This window comes from Paenibacillus sp. FSL H8-0260, assembly GCF_045040625.1.
GTDB classification, from domain to species: domain Bacteria; phylum Bacillota; class Bacilli; order Paenibacillales; family Paenibacillaceae; genus Paenibacillus_AQ; species Paenibacillus_AQ odorifer.
The window spans coordinates 2,136,046-2,151,263 of sequence record NZ_CP150298.1 but is presented as its reverse complement, the minus strand read 5'-3'; the positions used below and the strand labels follow the sequence as shown (position 1 = coordinate 2,151,263).

Annotated in this window: 19 protein-coding genes; 7 read left to right on the top strand and 12 right to left on the bottom strand. The window is 41.3% G+C overall.

Features of this window, described 5'->3' with window-relative positions:
- Positions 1-28: 28 nt before the first annotated feature.
- The gene (locus MHI51_RS09345; protein ID WP_076187091.1) at positions 29-1,468 is read right to left on the bottom strand and encodes a bifunctional UDP-sugar hydrolase/5'-nucleotidase; all 1,440 of its coding nucleotides are present in this window, start codon (positions 1,466-1,468) and stop codon (positions 29-31) included.
- A gap of 137 nt (positions 1,469-1,605) precedes the next feature.
- On the opposite strand from MHI51_RS09345, the gene MHI51_RS09340 reads away from it, so the two are divergent.
- The 3 genes from MHI51_RS09340 to MHI51_RS09330 all read left to right on the top strand — a co-directional run bounded on the left by MHI51_RS09340 (position 1,606) and on the right by MHI51_RS09330 (position 4,376).
- Positions 1,606-2,319 carry a molybdenum cofactor biosynthesis protein MoaE gene (locus MHI51_RS09340; RefSeq protein ID WP_076219642.1) on the top strand — a complete coding sequence of 238 codons (714 nt, stop codon included), beginning with the start codon at positions 1,606-1,608 and terminating at the stop codon, positions 2,317-2,319.
- 77 nt (positions 2,320-2,396) lie between these two features.
- Positions 2,397-3,437, top strand: coding sequence for an HD-GYP domain-containing protein (locus MHI51_RS09335; RefSeq protein WP_076219643.1), 1,041 nt, complete (start codon positions 2,397-2,399; stop codon positions 3,435-3,437).
- A gap of 690 nt (positions 3,438-4,127) precedes the next feature.
- Positions 4,128-4,376 (top strand): hypothetical protein, encoded by a 249-nt coding sequence (locus tag MHI51_RS09330; protein WP_076124783.1) that lies wholly within the window; start codon positions 4,128-4,130, stop codon positions 4,374-4,376.
- Between the two features lie 13 nt (positions 4,377-4,389).
- Here the strand turns inward: MHI51_RS09330 and MHI51_RS09325 are convergent, their stop codons facing one another.
- The 3 genes from MHI51_RS09325 to MHI51_RS09315 all read right to left on the bottom strand — a co-directional run bounded on the left by MHI51_RS09325 (position 4,390) and on the right by MHI51_RS09315 (position 8,525).
- Complete coding sequence (locus tag MHI51_RS09325; RefSeq protein ID WP_405173810.1) at positions 4,390-4,782, bottom strand: hypothetical protein; 393 nt, start codon at positions 4,780-4,782, stop codon at positions 4,390-4,392.
- Between the two features lie 117 nt (positions 4,783-4,899).
- Entirely contained in the window at positions 4,900-6,738 is a 1,839-nt protein-coding gene (locus MHI51_RS09320; RefSeq protein WP_036684176.1) for an ABC transporter ATP-binding protein, read from the bottom strand.
- Positions 6,739-6,764: 26 nt separating this feature from the next.
- On the bottom strand, positions 6,765-8,525 hold the full coding sequence (locus MHI51_RS09315; RefSeq protein WP_076219338.1) for an ABC transporter ATP-binding protein: 1,761 nt from the start codon (positions 8,523-8,525) through the stop codon (positions 6,765-6,767).
- A gap of 452 nt (positions 8,526-8,977) precedes the next feature.
- On the opposite strand from MHI51_RS09315, the gene MHI51_RS09310 reads away from it, so the two are divergent.
- Complete coding sequence (locus MHI51_RS09310) at positions 8,978-9,520, top strand: hypothetical protein (RefSeq protein WP_341001878.1); 543 nt, start codon at positions 8,978-8,980, stop codon at positions 9,518-9,520.
- Positions 9,521-9,691: 171 nt separating this feature from the next.
- Entirely contained in the window at positions 9,692-10,132 is a 441-nt protein-coding gene (locus tag MHI51_RS09305; protein ID WP_076191066.1) for a hypothetical protein, read from the top strand.
- A gap of 263 nt (positions 10,133-10,395) precedes the next feature.
- Here MHI51_RS09305 and MHI51_RS09300 read toward each other — a convergent pair whose 3' ends face one another.
- Entirely contained in the window at positions 10,396-10,632 is a 237-nt protein-coding gene (locus MHI51_RS09300; protein ID WP_076104563.1) for a hypothetical protein, read from the bottom strand.
- Between the two features lie 77 nt (positions 10,633-10,709).
- Between MHI51_RS09300 and MHI51_RS09295 the strand changes: the two genes are divergently transcribed.
- A complete protein-coding gene (locus MHI51_RS09295; protein ID WP_076144367.1) occupies positions 10,710-10,937 on the top strand; it encodes a helix-turn-helix transcriptional regulator in 228 nt (75 codons plus the stop codon).
- Positions 10,938-11,145: 208 nt separating this feature from the next.
- Entirely contained in the window at positions 11,146-11,352 is a 207-nt protein-coding gene (locus MHI51_RS09290; RefSeq protein WP_076303945.1) for a hypothetical protein, read from the top strand.
- A 148-nt stretch (positions 11,353-11,500) separates the two neighbouring features.
- Here the strand turns inward: MHI51_RS09290 and MHI51_RS09285 are convergent, their stop codons facing one another.
- From MHI51_RS09285 to MHI51_RS09255, 7 genes are all read right to left on the bottom strand, one after another.
- Positions 11,501-11,995 (bottom strand): GNAT family N-acetyltransferase, encoded by a 495-nt coding sequence (locus MHI51_RS09285; protein WP_342409809.1) that lies wholly within the window; start codon positions 11,993-11,995, stop codon positions 11,501-11,503.
- Positions 11,996-12,235: 240 nt separating this feature from the next.
- Entirely contained in the window at positions 12,236-12,685 is a 450-nt protein-coding gene (locus MHI51_RS09280; protein WP_405173809.1) for a hypothetical protein, read from the bottom strand.
- 137 nt (positions 12,686-12,822) lie between these two features.
- Positions 12,823-13,170 carry a RidA family protein gene (locus tag MHI51_RS09275; RefSeq protein WP_342409811.1) on the bottom strand — a complete coding sequence of 116 codons (348 nt, stop codon included), beginning with the start codon at positions 13,168-13,170 and terminating at the stop codon, positions 12,823-12,825.
- Positions 13,171-13,301: 131 nt separating this feature from the next.
- Complete coding sequence (locus MHI51_RS09270; RefSeq protein WP_342409812.1) at positions 13,302-13,646, bottom strand: YolD-like family protein; 345 nt, start codon at positions 13,644-13,646, stop codon at positions 13,302-13,304.
- Entirely contained in the window at positions 13,627-13,872 is a 246-nt protein-coding gene (locus MHI51_RS09265) for a winged helix-turn-helix transcriptional regulator (protein WP_405173808.1), read from the bottom strand. Before MHI51_RS09265 ends, MHI51_RS09270 begins: the two co-directional genes overlap by 20 nt.
- Positions 13,869-14,060, bottom strand: a complete 192-nt coding sequence (locus MHI51_RS09260) for a hypothetical protein (protein ID WP_342410911.1) — start codon at positions 14,058-14,060, stop codon at positions 13,869-13,871. The genes MHI51_RS09265 and MHI51_RS09260 overlap by 4 nt, the downstream gene beginning before the upstream one ends.
- Before the next feature lie 298 nt (positions 14,061-14,358).
- The gene (locus MHI51_RS09255) at positions 14,359-15,156 is read right to left on the bottom strand and encodes a hypothetical protein (RefSeq protein WP_339246948.1); all 798 of its coding nucleotides are present in this window, start codon (positions 15,154-15,156) and stop codon (positions 14,359-14,361) included.
- Positions 15,157-15,218 lie beyond the last annotated feature (62 nt).

The following is a 15,218-nucleotide window of genomic DNA, read 5'->3' as shown; positions in this document are numbered from 1 at the left end:
TCAAAAAGTATATCTTTGAGCTGCAGGTTTACTCAGACTTGATCTCCCACCGAGTGAGCATGCATTCATCAAGACTGTCCGGACGCTGCAATTCCATCCCAAGCAGGTCGCGTAAAAAATGAGGCAGCAAAAATACAGGATCCTTCCCATTGGCGATCGTCTCATAGCCTGCACGGAAAGTAAACATGTCCAGCGTACCAACATTATACTCTTTATCATCCTCCAGCGGGTTTCCTTCGACAAAAACTGCAATATTGTTATCATACGGTATCTTCTGCGGATCGTACAAGATTTTTATCCCATCTACTGCTAAGCTGCCCAGATAATTCCCGCGAAAGCCATACCCAAAAATCACCTTATTATAAAATTCTTCAGTAAGACTCTGCTCCAAAGCTATGCGAATATCTAGGCCTTTCAGCTTGATTACGCAGGTGTTAATGGGAGAAGGACATAGGGCGTGCAGCATTCCCGCTGTAACCTCCCCTTCAGGCAAAGGTCCTAGAAGCTGACCTGTGTTAACTATCGACAAACTAGTGCCTGTAAATCTACGTACAGCTTGGGCTAAAAGATTGCCAAAAGGGGATTCTCCCTGCAAATTCAAAGGAAGCTCACGATCTGTGATCGCAACGGTCTGCTGAAGAGCCTCACGACCACGCTCCAAATGAATAGTAGCGGCAGGACCTACAATCTCTTCCTTCAGTCCTGGGTCAATCGGAATACATTCACCCGCCACCAGGCTGAATCCAGGTTGTCCCTCTCTCCGCTCAAATTGAAGCCGCCCGAGGTAACGCCCGAATTTCCCGGCTCCACATACAGCTGTTCCGTTAATCATGAGCGGTTCTTCCAGCATATGATGTGTATGTCCACCTAGAATAGCATGCACACCTTCCAGCCGCTCTGCCAGAATTCGATCTGCGGGAAGCCCCAAATGAGAAAGGATGATTAGAATGTCCACCTGAGGAGCTAGAAGAAGGCATTGTTCCCGAAGGGTTGTCTCGGGATCCAGAGCATCCCAGCCCAGCAAGGAATAAAACGAAGTAAATGCCGCTGTCGCTCCAGTCACTCCTATTCTGATTCCGTCCTTCTCCAAGATGGCATGACGCTTCATCCAGTGGGGAGGTTCCCCTGTTGCAGTCTCCACAAAATTACAGCATACCACTGGACACTGTAACCCGGAGAAAATAGAGGATAACATCTCCTGTGAGAATGTTAACCCCTCATTATTACCGATGGTTACAGCATCATATCCTGTTAAATTAAGTACATCAATGTTAGCCTGACCCATAGTTCCTTCTGTCTCTACGGCTGCACGATCCATATGATCGCCAATATCCAGCAGCAGCACAGGCTCTTCTCCCGCTGCAGCTCTTTGTCTCCCGATTTCTGCTGCCAATGGACTCACCATTTCGAAATGGCTATGTATATCATTGGTATGAAGTATGGTCAGTCTTTGCGGCACATGCCCCATTAGCAACATTCCTCCTACCTGTTGAGCCGCTCTTTAATGACGCAGCCGATGCATGATCTTATAGAGCCTAGCATAACATTTTCAGGCTCATTATGGTATATTGTAGACATTACAACATATTTCAGAGGTGAATAAGTATGCATATCACAATCCGCCTGTTCGCGGGTTTGGCTGAGATTATCGGTTCATCTTCTCTGACCTTTCATGCGACGGAGAATCCCTTAACCGCTGGGAAGTTAAAAGAACTCCTTTCAACCTCTTATCCGGATGCAGCATCCCTAATTGGAACTTCTTTGGTCGCTATTGACCGGGAATATGCACCTGATGAAGCCCTCATCACCGAGTCTGCCGAAGTTGCATTAATCCCTCCCGTTTCCGGGGGAGAGAATGGTTCTTTATATGAGAGCACTCCTGACGGCCTCTATAGCATAACGGATCTGCCATTAAATGCTGAGAAGCTTCTGGATGCCGTCCTCGATGCCAATCATGGAGCATCCCTATTATTTGTAGGAACTACACGCGAAATGACCGGAGAACAACGCACAACAGCATTAGACTATGAAGCCTATATTCCTATGGCCTTAAATAAGCTGAAAGAAATTGGTGATGAGGTACAGAATCGCTTGAATGCACGCTGCGCGATTTCCCACCGCATTGGGCTTGTTGGTCTTAAGGAAGCAAGCGTTATCATTGCTGTCTCCACCCCTCATCGCGATACCTGTTACGAGGCTAGTCGTCTGGCCATTGAACTGCTGAAACAGACCGTCCCTATCTGGAAAAAAGACATCAATGAATCAGGCCAGCACTGGGTAGGCTCTGAACAAAAGGCTGCCGATTCCCTCTACAATTAATCTTCACTCCTTTTTCATTGAAAAATCTGCACTTTGTTGATATTCTGGATAAAATCGGATAAAAGGTGGCATAGGCATTGAGAGTACACGTCTCGGATCTAAAACCTGGTAATCACCTCAACTCAGACGCTTATAGTTCAAGAGGTCTGCATGTATTACCAAAGGGATCGCTGCTCCAGATAGATGATATCGCCAAGCTGATGCAGCATGGAGTTGATTATGTTGATATCCAGACGTTAGTGGAAGAACCTGCCCCATTAAGCAGACCTTCAATTATTCAGACGGTGACCACTAGTTTTGATACCATGATTGACGGCTTTGAGAATCTTTATATGGAAGCACTATTAAAAGGAAGCTTTAACCAATCCGTGGTTAACGACATTCTTCAGCCTTCGCTTCAATCGTTGGACAAGCAAAAGGATGTAGTCTCCCTGCTGCTTCTGCTCGATCGCGAAGATAATTATACCTACAACCACTCTTTGCAGGTAGGTATGCTCTCTTATTATATTGCAATCTGGCTTGGGTATTCCAAACAAGAATGCTATGAGATTGGACGAGCTGGATATTTAATTGATATTGGAAAATGTAGAATCTCACCTGCTCTATTAAATAAGCCTGGAAAATTAACCGCGGAAGAATTCGAAGAAGTTAAACTACATACTAAGTACGGCTACGAAATTATCCGCAATTCGATGGATGACTCACATACAGCCTTGGCAGCCCTACAGCATCATGAACGTGAGGACGGTTCTGGCTATCCTAATAAGCTAACCAAATCCGAGATTCATCCTTATGCGCAAATTGCTGCTGTAGCTGACATCTATAGTGCGATGACTTCTAAACGCGTCTATCAGTCCAAGCAAGAGCTTATTTCTGTCCTACGTGAACTAAATGACCTCAGCTTTGGTAAGCTGAACGGCAGAACGGTTCAAGCCTTTATACAGCATTTAATGCCCAACTTTATCGGCAAGCGAGTATTACTGAACACGGGTGATACAGGTGTGATTATCATGAACAATCCAGTTGATATTTTCCGTCCGCTGGTAAAGATCGATGGATTATTTGTCGATCTAGCCCGCGAACGTAACGTTACGATTGTGGAAATCTACATGGACTAGGGCGTTTCTTGAGGTCCTGCGTTGCTTAGCAGAAGGTTAAGAGCTGCTGTTCGTACACTAAATCCCCCGGTTTGACTACGGGGGATTTTTTAGTTGTACTTTGTGCAACAGAACCCACGTCTACCAGGCTGAATTCTGATTTAGTTGTACTTTGTGCAACAGTATCCACGTCTTGCGAGCTGAATTGTGATTTAGTTGTACTTTGTGCAACTAATCCACGTCTTGCGAGCTGAATTGTGATTTAGTTGTACTTTGTGCAACTAAATCCACGTCTTGCGAGCTGAATTGTGATTTAGTTGTACTTTGTGCAACTAAATCCACGTCTAGCGAGCTGAATTGTGATTTAGTTGTACTTTGTGCAACTAGAATTAAGGAAAATGCTCTTTATAAGCACATTTCTCGAAAATAGCTGCACAAAGTGCAATTAACAGTATTTTTATAACGAGAATGATGGTTTCTATTGTACAAACTGCAACTAAAGATTGGTTTCCAGATTACTCCTAAACATTCCTCGATTTTCACCTCTCTCACCTCTCTCACCTCTATTGTTTCCTTCTGACTTCGAAGATAGTTCCTTCTACCCTCAACATAGTAAGGCCCCTCAATTTCATTATCTGACGTAACGTTTGAATTTCTCTTCTCATGGCGAGACTAATATGTGGTTTTAAAATGCTGTAGGAGGAAAAAAGCATGCTTCCTGTCCATGAACGCCTTGCCGAGTTGTTCACCCTAAGCCGTAGACGGCAGCTTACTGCTGCTGAGGAAACGGAGCAACAGCAGTGCCTGCAAATTAACGCTACCTACTGCTATGAGATGGCCCGATTACAAAATGAAATCCTATTAGCGGAACAGACAGCTGATCTACAATGGCATCAAGATATTTGTGCACAAATGTTTGAGCTGCGTGTGACGGGCAGGGTATCCAAACGCCCTAAGTAACTGAATAGAAATCTTACCCTGCTATATTATTTTCTGCCGTCCTGCTGTTCTGCCGTTCTTCCGTTCTTCCGTTCTGCCATTCTGCTGTTCTGCTGTTCTTCCATTCTTCCGTTCTGCCATTCTGCCATTCTGCTGTTCTGCTGTTCTGCTGTTCTTCCGTTCTGACATTCTGCCGTTCTGCTGTTCTGCCGTTCTGCTGTTCTGCCGTTCTTCCGTTCTTCCGTTCTTTCGTTCTTCCGTTCTTCCGTTCTTCCGTTCTTTCGTTCTTCCGTTCTTCCGTTCTTCCGTTCTTCCGTTCTTCCGTTCTTCCGTTCTTCCGTTCTGCCGTTCTTCCGTTCTTCCGTTCTTCCGTTCTTCCGTTCTTCCGTTCTTCCGTTCTTCCGTTCTTCTCTGATCTACCAACCATTATTTTCTACATCCTATATCCCTATAACAACAGCTCACCCCCATTTGCCTAAGCAAAGGGAATGAGCTGTTGTTGTGTTCTGTCGTGTTCTCTTCTGTTCTGTTCTGTTCTGTCGGTCTATAGGAAGCGGAATTGCGCTTCGATCAGACCGTTGTATACCCCATCACGGGATGTCAATTCATGATGGTTTCCTTCTTCTTTAATCTCTCCGTGATCGAGGACGACTATTTTATCCGCATGACGGATGGTAGAGAGTCTGTGCGCTACGATAAAGGAGGTTCGGCCTTGAAGCAGGATTTTGAGTGCCTCCTGGATCTTCAGCTCCGTCTCCGTATCAATGCTGGCAGTTGCCTCATCCAGGATTAGTATCCGCGGATTTGCCAAAAGCGCCCGGGCGAAGGAGAGCAGCTGACGTTGTCCCATCGACAATGCGCTGCCGCGCTCTTCCACCTCAGTCTCATACCCTCCGGGCAGCTTCATGATAAAGTCATGGGCATCCACGGCTTTTGCGGCATTTTCCACTTCTTCATCTGTAGCCTCCAGACGGCCAAAACGGATATTATCCCGAATCGTTCCCGAGAAAATAAAGGTATCTTGCAGCACGATTCCGATCTGCCTTCGCAGGCTGTCTAATGTAACTCCGCGGATATCTTCACCGTCTATCGTGATTCGGCCGCTCTTAATATCATAGAATCGGCCAATCAGGTTAATGATCGTACTTTTACCAGAACCTGTATGACCTACGAGCGCGATCGACTGTCCTGCTTTTACATCCAGATCAATACCTTTTAGTGCAGCCCGGCCTTTTTCATATTCAAAAATGACCTTTTCAAAGTTAATATCCCCACGAATCGTTCCCATTGGCTTAGCACCAGGATTATCTTGCACCGCCGGTTGCTCATCCAAATATTCAAAGATCCGTTCCGAGGAAGCCATTGCCACAAGCAGCTGATTGTACATCTGCCCAAGGCGATTAATCGGGTCCCAGAAGTTGCTGACATAAGAACTGAATGCTACCAGCATACCTACTGTGAGTTCTCCAGATTGGATCAGATAAGCCCCCAGCCAAAAGAGGATCATTGTTCCAAAACCACCTGTGACCTCAATAATCGGACCGAACGCCTGGTTCATCGCAGAGGCTTTGTTCCAGGATTTTTTGCTGTCGGTATTCATAACATCGAAATAATTCATATTTTCTTGTTCTTGGGTGTAGGCTTGTGTGACTCTGATTCCCTGAATCGATTCATTTAAATGAGAATTAATTCTGGAGTTCTTCATCCGCACATCCTGCCAAGCGATCCGAATCTTTTGGCGCAGCTTAGTTGAAACAAAGAACATAATAGGAACCGTAACCATTACTGCAAGACCTAGCTTCCAGTTAATCACCAGCAGAATAATGGTAATCCCCATAAGCTGCACGCAGTCAATCATCAGATTGACAACCCCGTTTGTGAACAGATCCTGCAGAGAGTTGATATCATTGGTTACCCGTACTAATACCGAGCCTGCCGGACGTTTATCAAAGAAGTTAAAGGAGAGCTTCTGAATATGCTTGAACAAATCTGAGCGCAAATCATAAATCACTCTTTGGCCTATGATGTTCGTATATTTAATCCGGTACACTCCCGCAATCCATTGAATCAGATATAAGACGATTACCCCTGCTGTAAGCGAATAAAGCAGTGATAAGCTGGGATTCCCTACCTTTGGCGCAATTGCACGGTCAATGGCTAAACTTGTTAGGAACGGGACGGTCAACTTCGTGATGGTTCCCAGAATCATCATGATGGACACCAATGGAAGCATCTGCTTTGCATAAGGCTTCATGTACCCGAACAGTCTGGTGAATTGCTTCCAGTCAAAAGCCTTATCGATGACATCATCATCTTTGTATACAAAACGTTCATCCAGCTCTTGCTGCTCGGCTGCTTTATTTTTTGCTCCCGTAGCGGTCATTGGTTTGGCTTCAAGTTTCATATGCCTCACTCCTCCCCTCTTCCGGTCGCTCTGGCCAGATAATCAGCATACTGTATCCGGTATACATCCTGATAAGGACCCGGCACTTCAATTAGCTCTTTATGGGTACCACGCTGCTGTACATGACCTTCGTTCATGACGATAATTTGATCCGCATGGCGCAAGGAGGAGATCCGATGGGCAATAATAAGTGTAGTGCGCCCCTTCATGACCTCTTGGAATCCGGCTTGAATCTCGTGCTCCGTCTCCATATCGACAGCGCTGGTCGCATCATCGAGGATAAGAATCCGCGGATTCTTAAGCAGGGCTCTAGCGATGGCAATCCGTTGCTTTTGTCCACCGGAAAGACCCATTCCGCGCTCACCCACCACAGTGTCATAACCGTCTTCCATCTCCATGATGAAATCATGGGCTTTGGCAAGTTGTGCAGCTCGGATAATTTCTTCCATGCTTACATTTTTCAACCCATAGGAGATGTTGTTGCGAATTGAGGAGGAGAACAGGAAGGTTTCCTGAAAGACCGTTGCAATCTGTGAACGCAAGCTGCGAACATTGTATTCTCTGATGTCCATCCCATCCAGTGTGATGCTGCCTTCATTAACGTCATAAGCACGCATCATCAGCTGTGTAATGGTCGATTTACCAGAGCCCGTACCTCCAAGGAACCCTATAACCGCACCAGATTTGGCCTCAAAATCAATGTCTGTAACCGCAGGCATTTTGTTCCCATAAGCAAATGTGACGTGATTAAACGCTACATCTCCTTTAACCTCAGAAGGTACCAGTTCACGGGCGTTCTCTTTATCCTTCACATCAATATTCTGATTAAGTACTTCCAATACACGTTCTCCCGATGCTTTGGATTGTGTATAGTTATTAATATGGAATCCAAGACCCCAAATCGGTCCAATGATGTACCAAATTAAGCTGAAAAAAGCAACCAGTTCACCTAGTGACATTTTCCCCTTAATAACTAACGTTCCGCCTACTCCAAGCAGAATAGCTGCACTGATCGATGCTAAAAACTCCATCGCCGGAAAAAACTTACTCCAGAGCTCAGCGGCAAAAATCTGGTTATTCTTATAACGTTCGTTGCGGTGTGAGAATTTCTCTACTTCATGAGCCTCTCTCGCAAATGATTTGACGGTGCGCACACCCGTGATATTCTCTTGTACAGCCGTTGTCAGAGAACTGAGTGCAAGACGCATCTCTTGAAAGGCCGGGTGTATCTTAGACTCGAATTTTAGCGCAATAAACGCCAGGATGGGCATCGTAATCAAAGTTACTAGAGTAAGCTGCCAATTGAGTGAGAACATCATAATCGAACCAAAAATGACCATAAAAAAGACATTCAGCAGCTGAGCAAAACCGAAACCGATAAAGTTACGAATCGCTTCCAAATCTCCGGTTAGCCGGGACATCAAATCTCCCGTTTTCGCGGTATCATAATAACGGAAAGATAGGAATTGCAGCTTCTCATAACAAGCATTACGCAGCCGGTATGCAAGAAAGTTACCTAGCCGTCCTCCAAAAAATCCATGTGCAAACTGCAGGCATGCTTTTACTATTACTACAGCTAACACGCTCAATGCGAGCACTGGCACCTCTGTAAACTTAAGTGGCACAATAACTTCATCGATCAGCTTTCTTAACAAATTGGGGGTAATCAGCCCCACTGCAGTTGCAGCGGCCAAACATATAATCGAAAGAATCAGAAAATGCAGCTTCTCCCGATAATAACCGCGCAGTTGCCTGAGAACATCCATATCTCTCCTCCTTAAGGCTTACTTAGTAAGCAATTTTTTGTATAAAGCAAATGTTACATCGTAAGCTAGCTTTTTTTAGCGCTTACAATTTAGTGACTTTAAGCAGTGTATCATCCATAATTTAATGCGGCAAAGGGGAGAATTGCGCGTTTTTGCGGTTATTTCGGAAAAAAGCAGCATCTACATGATATAAAGGACCCTCGTTATCTTAAAATGCTCGTGTTTCCTCCTTAATCCTGATGAATTAAGAATCTACATGATTATTGTAATCATCGTGTAATATTAGGAGGACCTTTATTCGGTTTTTTGCATAATTATTGGAATTTATTCCGGGATACGAAGAGTTCACTTTTTCGCCGTCTTAAATTTGCTTCAGATGTAAAACTTTTACCACAATTTACCGTAATATAGTAATACAACACTTTTTACTTATATTATGGAGGGGAACTATATTGAAAAAGCAGCTTGTTTTATCTTGTATTATCGCCATTATCCTTCTTTCAGGGTGTAGCAATACAAATAACAATAACCCTACGGACGCAAACACAGCGATCAACGAATCTAAAAACTTATTTAATTTCGGGGAAATCTCCTCAAAAACTGATACAGCACCCTCACCTGAAAAAATGCTAAGAGAAATAAGCAATTTTGTTATTGCTGACATTTGGAATGTTGGGTTTGTAGATGTTATCTCATATACTAGAAGTGGTACAAGCAGTACAGGAGCGAGCATGGACATTGACTTTACCATTGAACAGCTTGGCAAAGCCATGGAAGAGAAAAAAGTATACGATACATATATGAACGAGTTAGATATTAAGTATGATTCTATAAAAAAAATATGGGCCAAGCTTTCCCCAGAAATTGATCTTTTATATAAACAGATTCAGGAGACACCTCCAAAAGCAAACGACAACAGCTTAAAACTTGATGCAGGTAAATTTAATCAATATTCAGAGGCTTTTAGTAAAGAAGTGAATGATCTGGCAAAATAGTAACCTATACCATATAAGAACCCCCGCCAAGTGATTGGCGGGGGTTCTGTTTATAATTGGGTTTCAGCAGCGTTTCATATAATCAACCCTCTATCTGTTTGTATCTTACACACCATTCTATTTTTTCTCTCATAAAATATAAAATCTACAATGAGAGGTTAGGTGAATAGGATGAGTATACAGTTTCTTGATATGCGAATTTCACAGGGCAGCACTATGGATGCACAAAGTCTTAATTTAGTTCGTTCAAGTGCAATTTTCGGTGACATTGGACTTCAGACAGTAAATGTTACACCTGCAAATGCAGGCTTAGTGAGAGTCACATTGAATGCTTTTGCCAGACTTAGTGTTGATGTCAGCATTATAGTTCAGAATGATGTTACTTTTAGTATTTACCGCAATAATATATTAATTTTTAGTACAACCTACCCCGGAAACATTAATAATACAACGACCCAATATGAAATGGTTGGAATCACCGCTGTCGACTATCCGCCTTCAACCGATGTGCTTACCGGCCAGATCCAATACACCATTGTAGCATCAGCGATTAGAACGGCATCTCTGGGAGCCAGATCCTTCAGTGGAATTGCCGTTGCCGGAAATGGATAATTGAAAATATTAAAGGTGTGTCCCCGGAGCATTCGGGGATTTTTTCAATTGTGCCAATAAAAAAGCATCCGTAGAAAAATATCTACGGATGCTTTGAAGAAATATAAGCGTTGGGAGGACAAGCCTCCATTCATAAGCGCTCTTATTAACCGATAGAACCTTCCATCTCGAACTTAATTATTTTTGGCTTTCACATCTATTCAAATCGTGTTTCTTCTATTATAAATAGCAGACGTCATGTCATGCAGCTTCATATCATTTCATTATCGAGGGGGCAAAAAAGGGGCAGGAATTAGTTCATTATTTTTGGACTCAAATAGAAATTTTTCATTGAGGTTGAATTCAAATTCAATAATCTCTCTGACAATATTCTCGATATCACTCGCCGCGCTTTCATTTGAATAAGTATTGTCTGTCTGAAGTTGCCAAAGAACAAAAGCAGAGTCCGCTTTAATCTTCCCTAAAGCATAGATATCAATTGCACAAACAGTTTTAACCAATTTCATTACTCCTCTCATTATGTATTGTGGTATAATTCGCTCGAACAGCAACCTAAACTGAAAGGAGTCATGGCAGCTTGCGCGTAACTCGCGGAAGGTGTCTACTCCAAGATTGGATCGACAGTAAAGGCTGGACTCAAGCAGAGTACGCCAAACGATCCGGTCGGCCCAAACGTATCATCTCCCATTTTTGCAATAATGAGAGAGTGATGAAGCCAGAAGATGAGTATGCAGCATCTCTCATATTTGATTGCAGAATGGAAGATTTACACGAATGGATTGTTGTACAAGACAACAAGGAGTAGGCTGTGCGGAAATCCGCACTTCCCTACTTCAATTGGGAGCATATTGCTCCTAAATCATTTTAAATCCGTTTATTGGAATTTACTGTCGCTATATGTCGAAACGTCTATCGGTAATTAAATACAGACTTTAACAGTTAAGACCATATTCATATAACAACGAGAATTAATACTACGAAGTAAGGAAAATTTGCCTTAGGGGATGGAAGAAGTGAAAATCGAAGAGTTAACGCTTGGACTTCGCGTACGTGTCAAAGACGGTTTCCATATTGGCAAGATCGGTATTGTTATAGCTAAAGGAACACAAACTGTCTTGCTCGATATTGGCGAGCCATTACTTATTAGTGAACTACCTGAATATCTGGAACCTGCACCTGAGGATCCATTACCACCAGGATGGGAAGAAATGGAGGTATAAATTATCTAATTAAAATGCCTCATCAGTGATTATACTGATGAGGCATTTTAATTAGATAATTGTTTTAGGGTCTTATTGTCTTTATTGAGCTATCGTTTCCCGTTAGCGTAATGAATTTTACCGAATGTTCCGATGCGTGATTATGGTGTTATTTGTAGTTCCTACCTTCTAAAGAATATACATAATCTATATGTTCTCTAACAAAACCCTCAACTTTTCTTTTTTTATGTATTTTGAATCCAACACTCTCATACATTTTTTGAGCAGGTATAAAGTCGATATTAGTAGTTACAACAATTTTCCTAACATCATTTTTTATGATTCTATTAACAGCTTCTTGAAGCTGCATTTTACCATAACCATTGCTTTTTTGTTTTATAGCAATACAATTATGTCCGATTTCCACATAATCAGGTACATTTCTTGGGTCCCATGAAACAAAACCAATTGCTTCACCGTTTAATGTAGTAATAAACCCACATTCATCTGCAATCTGTAAATTATCAAAGAAGAAATTATCAAATTTCTGCCAATCCGCACTACAATTTTGTTCATATCTGCAATCAAATAAGTAAGCATCTGTCAACAATTCAAAGATTAAACCACGGTTAAACTCACTTACTTTTCTAAATTTAATACTCATAAATTAATCTCCTTTTCTTTGCTTAGATGTATAATATTAATTTCTCGTCCATATATTTTCAAAATATTTTAGTTTGTATGTCGCATAACGTTAATCACGAAGTTCGTAAATACCCCATCTCAAAAAGAATTCGAGAAACGATTGAGCTATCCTGCCCGTTACTTCAATATAAAAAGCAGATTGCATTAGCAGTCTGCTCTTTACGCTATCGTTTCTCGTTAGTTGAACGAGCAATTCGTCTTATTCTTCGTACAACCATTCAAAATCATCATGTAGAATATATTCGTTTGGTCCTAATTCCATTGAATAACTTGAACAGACTATATCCTGTTGGTTATATTCGTTTCCGTTATCAATTCCTAAATAAATATGTTGAAGTAGTTTGTTTGATTTTGCTCGCTCAGGGACTCTTTCAAGCATCCTTGAGGATTTAACAATTGCAGAACGATAAAATTCGCTCCATTCATCAAATTCCATACAATAAGGCAAGTTAGCGTAAACGACACCTGAGAAAGTTAAAATTGCTTCCCTAACCTTATATGTGAAATTATGCTCACCTCGGTCAACACGCTCAACTACCTTTAAAAAGTGAATCTCAATCGATTTGTTTTCGTGGTCTACTATTAGTTTTTTTATAACTGAATCATACAGTTGTAAATCATCATTATTTTTATAATCTTCTATACTCATTTAATCCTCCCATATTGGGCTAGTTCCTTAGTTAAGTTATTCGCGAAGCAATGAATCAATCCTGCCCTATATCTTAATGAAAAAGAAGCACTGCGGATCGCGTGCTGCTTCTTCGTGCGTTGAACAAAAGTTTCTCGTTAGTTCAATCCTTTGTATGCTATTCCGTCAATCATCATAAGACAATCAGAGTCAAAAAACTCTGTCGTAGATGTCATTCTAGCAGGGAATTTATCCTTTTCAAAATACTCACAAAAAACCTGTTCCATTTCAGGTAAGTCCTTAATGTACTTTAGGTATACATTCACCTTAACAACATTATCCAGTTGTACATCAAGTTGATTAAGAGTCTCTTTTAAGTGTGAGAAAGTATTGTGAATCTGTTCTGTAAAGCTCTGTCCAAAACCCCGATGTAATCCGAGAAACACATAGTCACCAGCCGCAACAGCAGATGAATAACTAAATGGTGTTGAAATTCGATTTATCATATACATGGGCCTCCTATGTATTAAGTTCCATAATATATTTTTGGAACATACGTTTTAAATGTAAATATTTACTTGTTGGCTCTCCACGCAATCCTGCCCGTTAGCTTAATACGAGATAAAGCGACACTCGATTAAGTGATTGCCTCAATAACTTCCTCTAGTTTAATCCATTCCCAATCGCCATCATGATGGAACTTAATCTGTTTCAACTGCCGATCGACTCTCATGACTATTCCATGGATGGATCTGTACTCATATTCCCCAAACAATGTAATCGTGATCGGACTGCAATCCTCTAAAGATTGAGCTACTACCTGCGAGATTTCAGCTAATGCTTGGGGATCTAAATCAGGCTTTGATCGCACCTTTTCTTTCAGCGAATCGTCCAGAATCCTATTTTTATGCTCAGGCATTATCATCCGACTTCCCTCCCAAAGACCATTACCTTCAAGTTTCTTACGCTGTTGTGGTTTCATTTTCTTCGTCGACTCCCTTAATAACTCTTAACGCTCGTGGTAAGTTCTTACCTCTCTGTATGTACCCCTTGCTCTCTAGTCGCTCCAGGTGCCTGTGAATTACCGCTGTAGATGACAACCCTACCTCCTTAGCGAGTTCACGTAACGTTGGTGGATAGTGATTGATTTCGATCATCTTAATTAATGATCTGAGTATTTCTTTTTCTTTATCCGTTAATGGCTTCATGCAATTGCTCCTTTATCACTTGTTTGCCAAGCTAATATATTTACCATTAGAAACACTCTTGGCGCTCCTGTATTTAAGCATGTCGCACGAATCTTCCCATCCTTTATGCCTTTAACTTCAATTTTACGCTGAGTAATCTTGCCGACTTTATCTAAGTAAACAATTTCAACGGTTTGACCAATCTGCATTTGCAAGTTGATAGCCTTCCAAAATAAGAACGTTTGTTTGTATTATAACCAAACATACGTTCGAAAATCAATGTAAAAAAGAGCCACGATTATTCTCCGGGCTTCTTTGTGTATTCAATTAATTTGATTACTTTTTCTTAGAGGTTTTCGTTATTGTCATTTCTAGACCAACCTTTGAATTTGTTTTGTCTAACCTCACAGTTAACTTCTTGAATATAAAAACACACTACGAGCTTAATAAGCGTAGTGTGTTTTTGTTCATCATTCAATTATTAAAATCTCATTTATTAAAATCTCATTATTCTGGCCATTGTGGGAAAGTTCCTAAAACCATTACCCCAAAAGTATATTTCCAAGTCGTGCTTCCTCTTTTAAGTTGCGTTGTGAATTTCACTCCAATTTGAGTGCCTAGTCCACTAGTTAATACGGGTTCCCAATTATAATTTTGGACTTCAAATAAATATGTATTTCCAGATATTATATTCCAAGGATTTCCGGGGTGATTGCCCTCATTTGTATAATTTTGATTCGTGACGGCTCCGTTTTTTCCAGGACCGACCTGTATGATAGTCGAGTCTGCAGTCATAGATGAAATCGTAGAATCTTCTTTGTCCCAACGGACATAGGCTTTATCCATTCCAGTATACATGTCATTATAATAGGTACTAGAATAGATCGTTATGGATAGATTCACACCTCCGGAAGGATCCCATTTATTGTCTCCCTTAAATGCTCTTAAACTAACATCAGTTTTATACTGAGTTCTTTCTTCACCTGTTTCAAGGTTTTTAATATCACGGATCTTGTGTGTTTCATTTTTGAGGATTTCAGTTTCTAATGAACTTTCCGTTTCACCATCCGTAGACAGTAGTAAAGCCTTCTCATTACTGTTATCAAAAAAACGAGCAGCCTTCTGTTCACTCACATTGTAATCTAAATCCGTCTCATCGTAAGCTTTGGTTACTGTAAAACCTTCCGGAATAAAATCATTATCAACATCCTCTACATTTTTAGCTGATACAATACCACCTACACTAGTCAATGATAACGAAAAAACAAGTGTCATAATTCCAAATTTAATTTTTTTTCTCAACATTACCAAATTCCTCCTTTAAATGTGATATATAGACACTATACCACATTAAAATAGTATTACTA

What these genes read in the sequence shown, in the direction of transcription:
- MHI51_RS09345 (WP_076187091.1), bottom strand. Translation starts at nt 1,468, where the DNA reads ATGGGGCATGTGCCGCAAAGACTGACCATACTTCATACCAATGATATA.
- MHI51_RS09340 (WP_076219642.1), top strand. Translation starts at nt 1,606, where the DNA reads ATGCATATCACAATCCGCCTGTTCGCGGGTTTGGCTGAGATTATCGGT.
- MHI51_RS09330 (WP_076124783.1), top strand. Translation starts at nt 4,128, where the DNA reads ATGCTTCCTGTCCATGAACGCCTTGCCGAGTTGTTCACCCTAAGCCGT.
- MHI51_RS09325 (WP_405173810.1), bottom strand. Translation starts at nt 4,782, where the DNA reads ATGGTTGGTAGATCAGAGAAGAACGGAAGAACGGAAGAACGGAAGAAC.
- MHI51_RS09320 (WP_036684176.1), bottom strand. Translation starts at nt 6,738, where the DNA reads ATGACCGCTACGGGAGCAAAAAATAAAGCAGCCGAGCAGCAAGAGCTG.
- MHI51_RS09315 (WP_076219338.1), bottom strand. Translation starts at nt 8,525, where the DNA reads ATGGATGTTCTCAGGCAACTGCGCGGTTATTATCGGGAGAAGCTGCAT.
- MHI51_RS09305 (WP_076191066.1), top strand. Translation starts at nt 9,692, where the DNA reads ATGAGTATACAGTTTCTTGATATGCGAATTTCACAGGGCAGCACTATG.
- MHI51_RS09285 (WP_342409809.1), bottom strand. Translation starts at nt 11,995, where the DNA reads ATGAGTATTAAATTTAGAAAAGTAAGTGAGTTTAACCGTGGTTTAATC.
- MHI51_RS09280 (WP_405173809.1), bottom strand. Translation starts at nt 12,685, where the DNA reads ATGAGTATAGAAGATTATAAAAATAATGATGATTTACAACTGTATGAT.
- MHI51_RS09275 (WP_342409811.1), bottom strand. Translation starts at nt 13,170, where the DNA reads ATGATAAATCGAATTTCAACACCATTTAGTTATTCATCTGCTGTTGCG.
- MHI51_RS09270 (WP_342409812.1), bottom strand. Translation starts at nt 13,646, where the DNA reads ATGAAACCACAACAGCGTAAGAAACTTGAAGGTAATGGTCTTTGGGAG.
- MHI51_RS09265 (WP_405173808.1), bottom strand. Translation starts at nt 13,872, where the DNA reads ATGAAGCCATTAACGGATAAAGAAAAAGAAATACTCAGATCATTAATT.
- MHI51_RS09260 (WP_342410911.1), bottom strand. Translation starts at nt 14,060, where the DNA reads ATGCAGATTGGTCAAACCGTTGAAATTGTTTACTTAGATAAAGTCGGC.
- MHI51_RS09255 (WP_339246948.1), bottom strand. Translation starts at nt 15,156, where the DNA reads ATGTTGAGAAAAAAAATTAAATTTGGAATTATGACACTTGTTTTTTCG.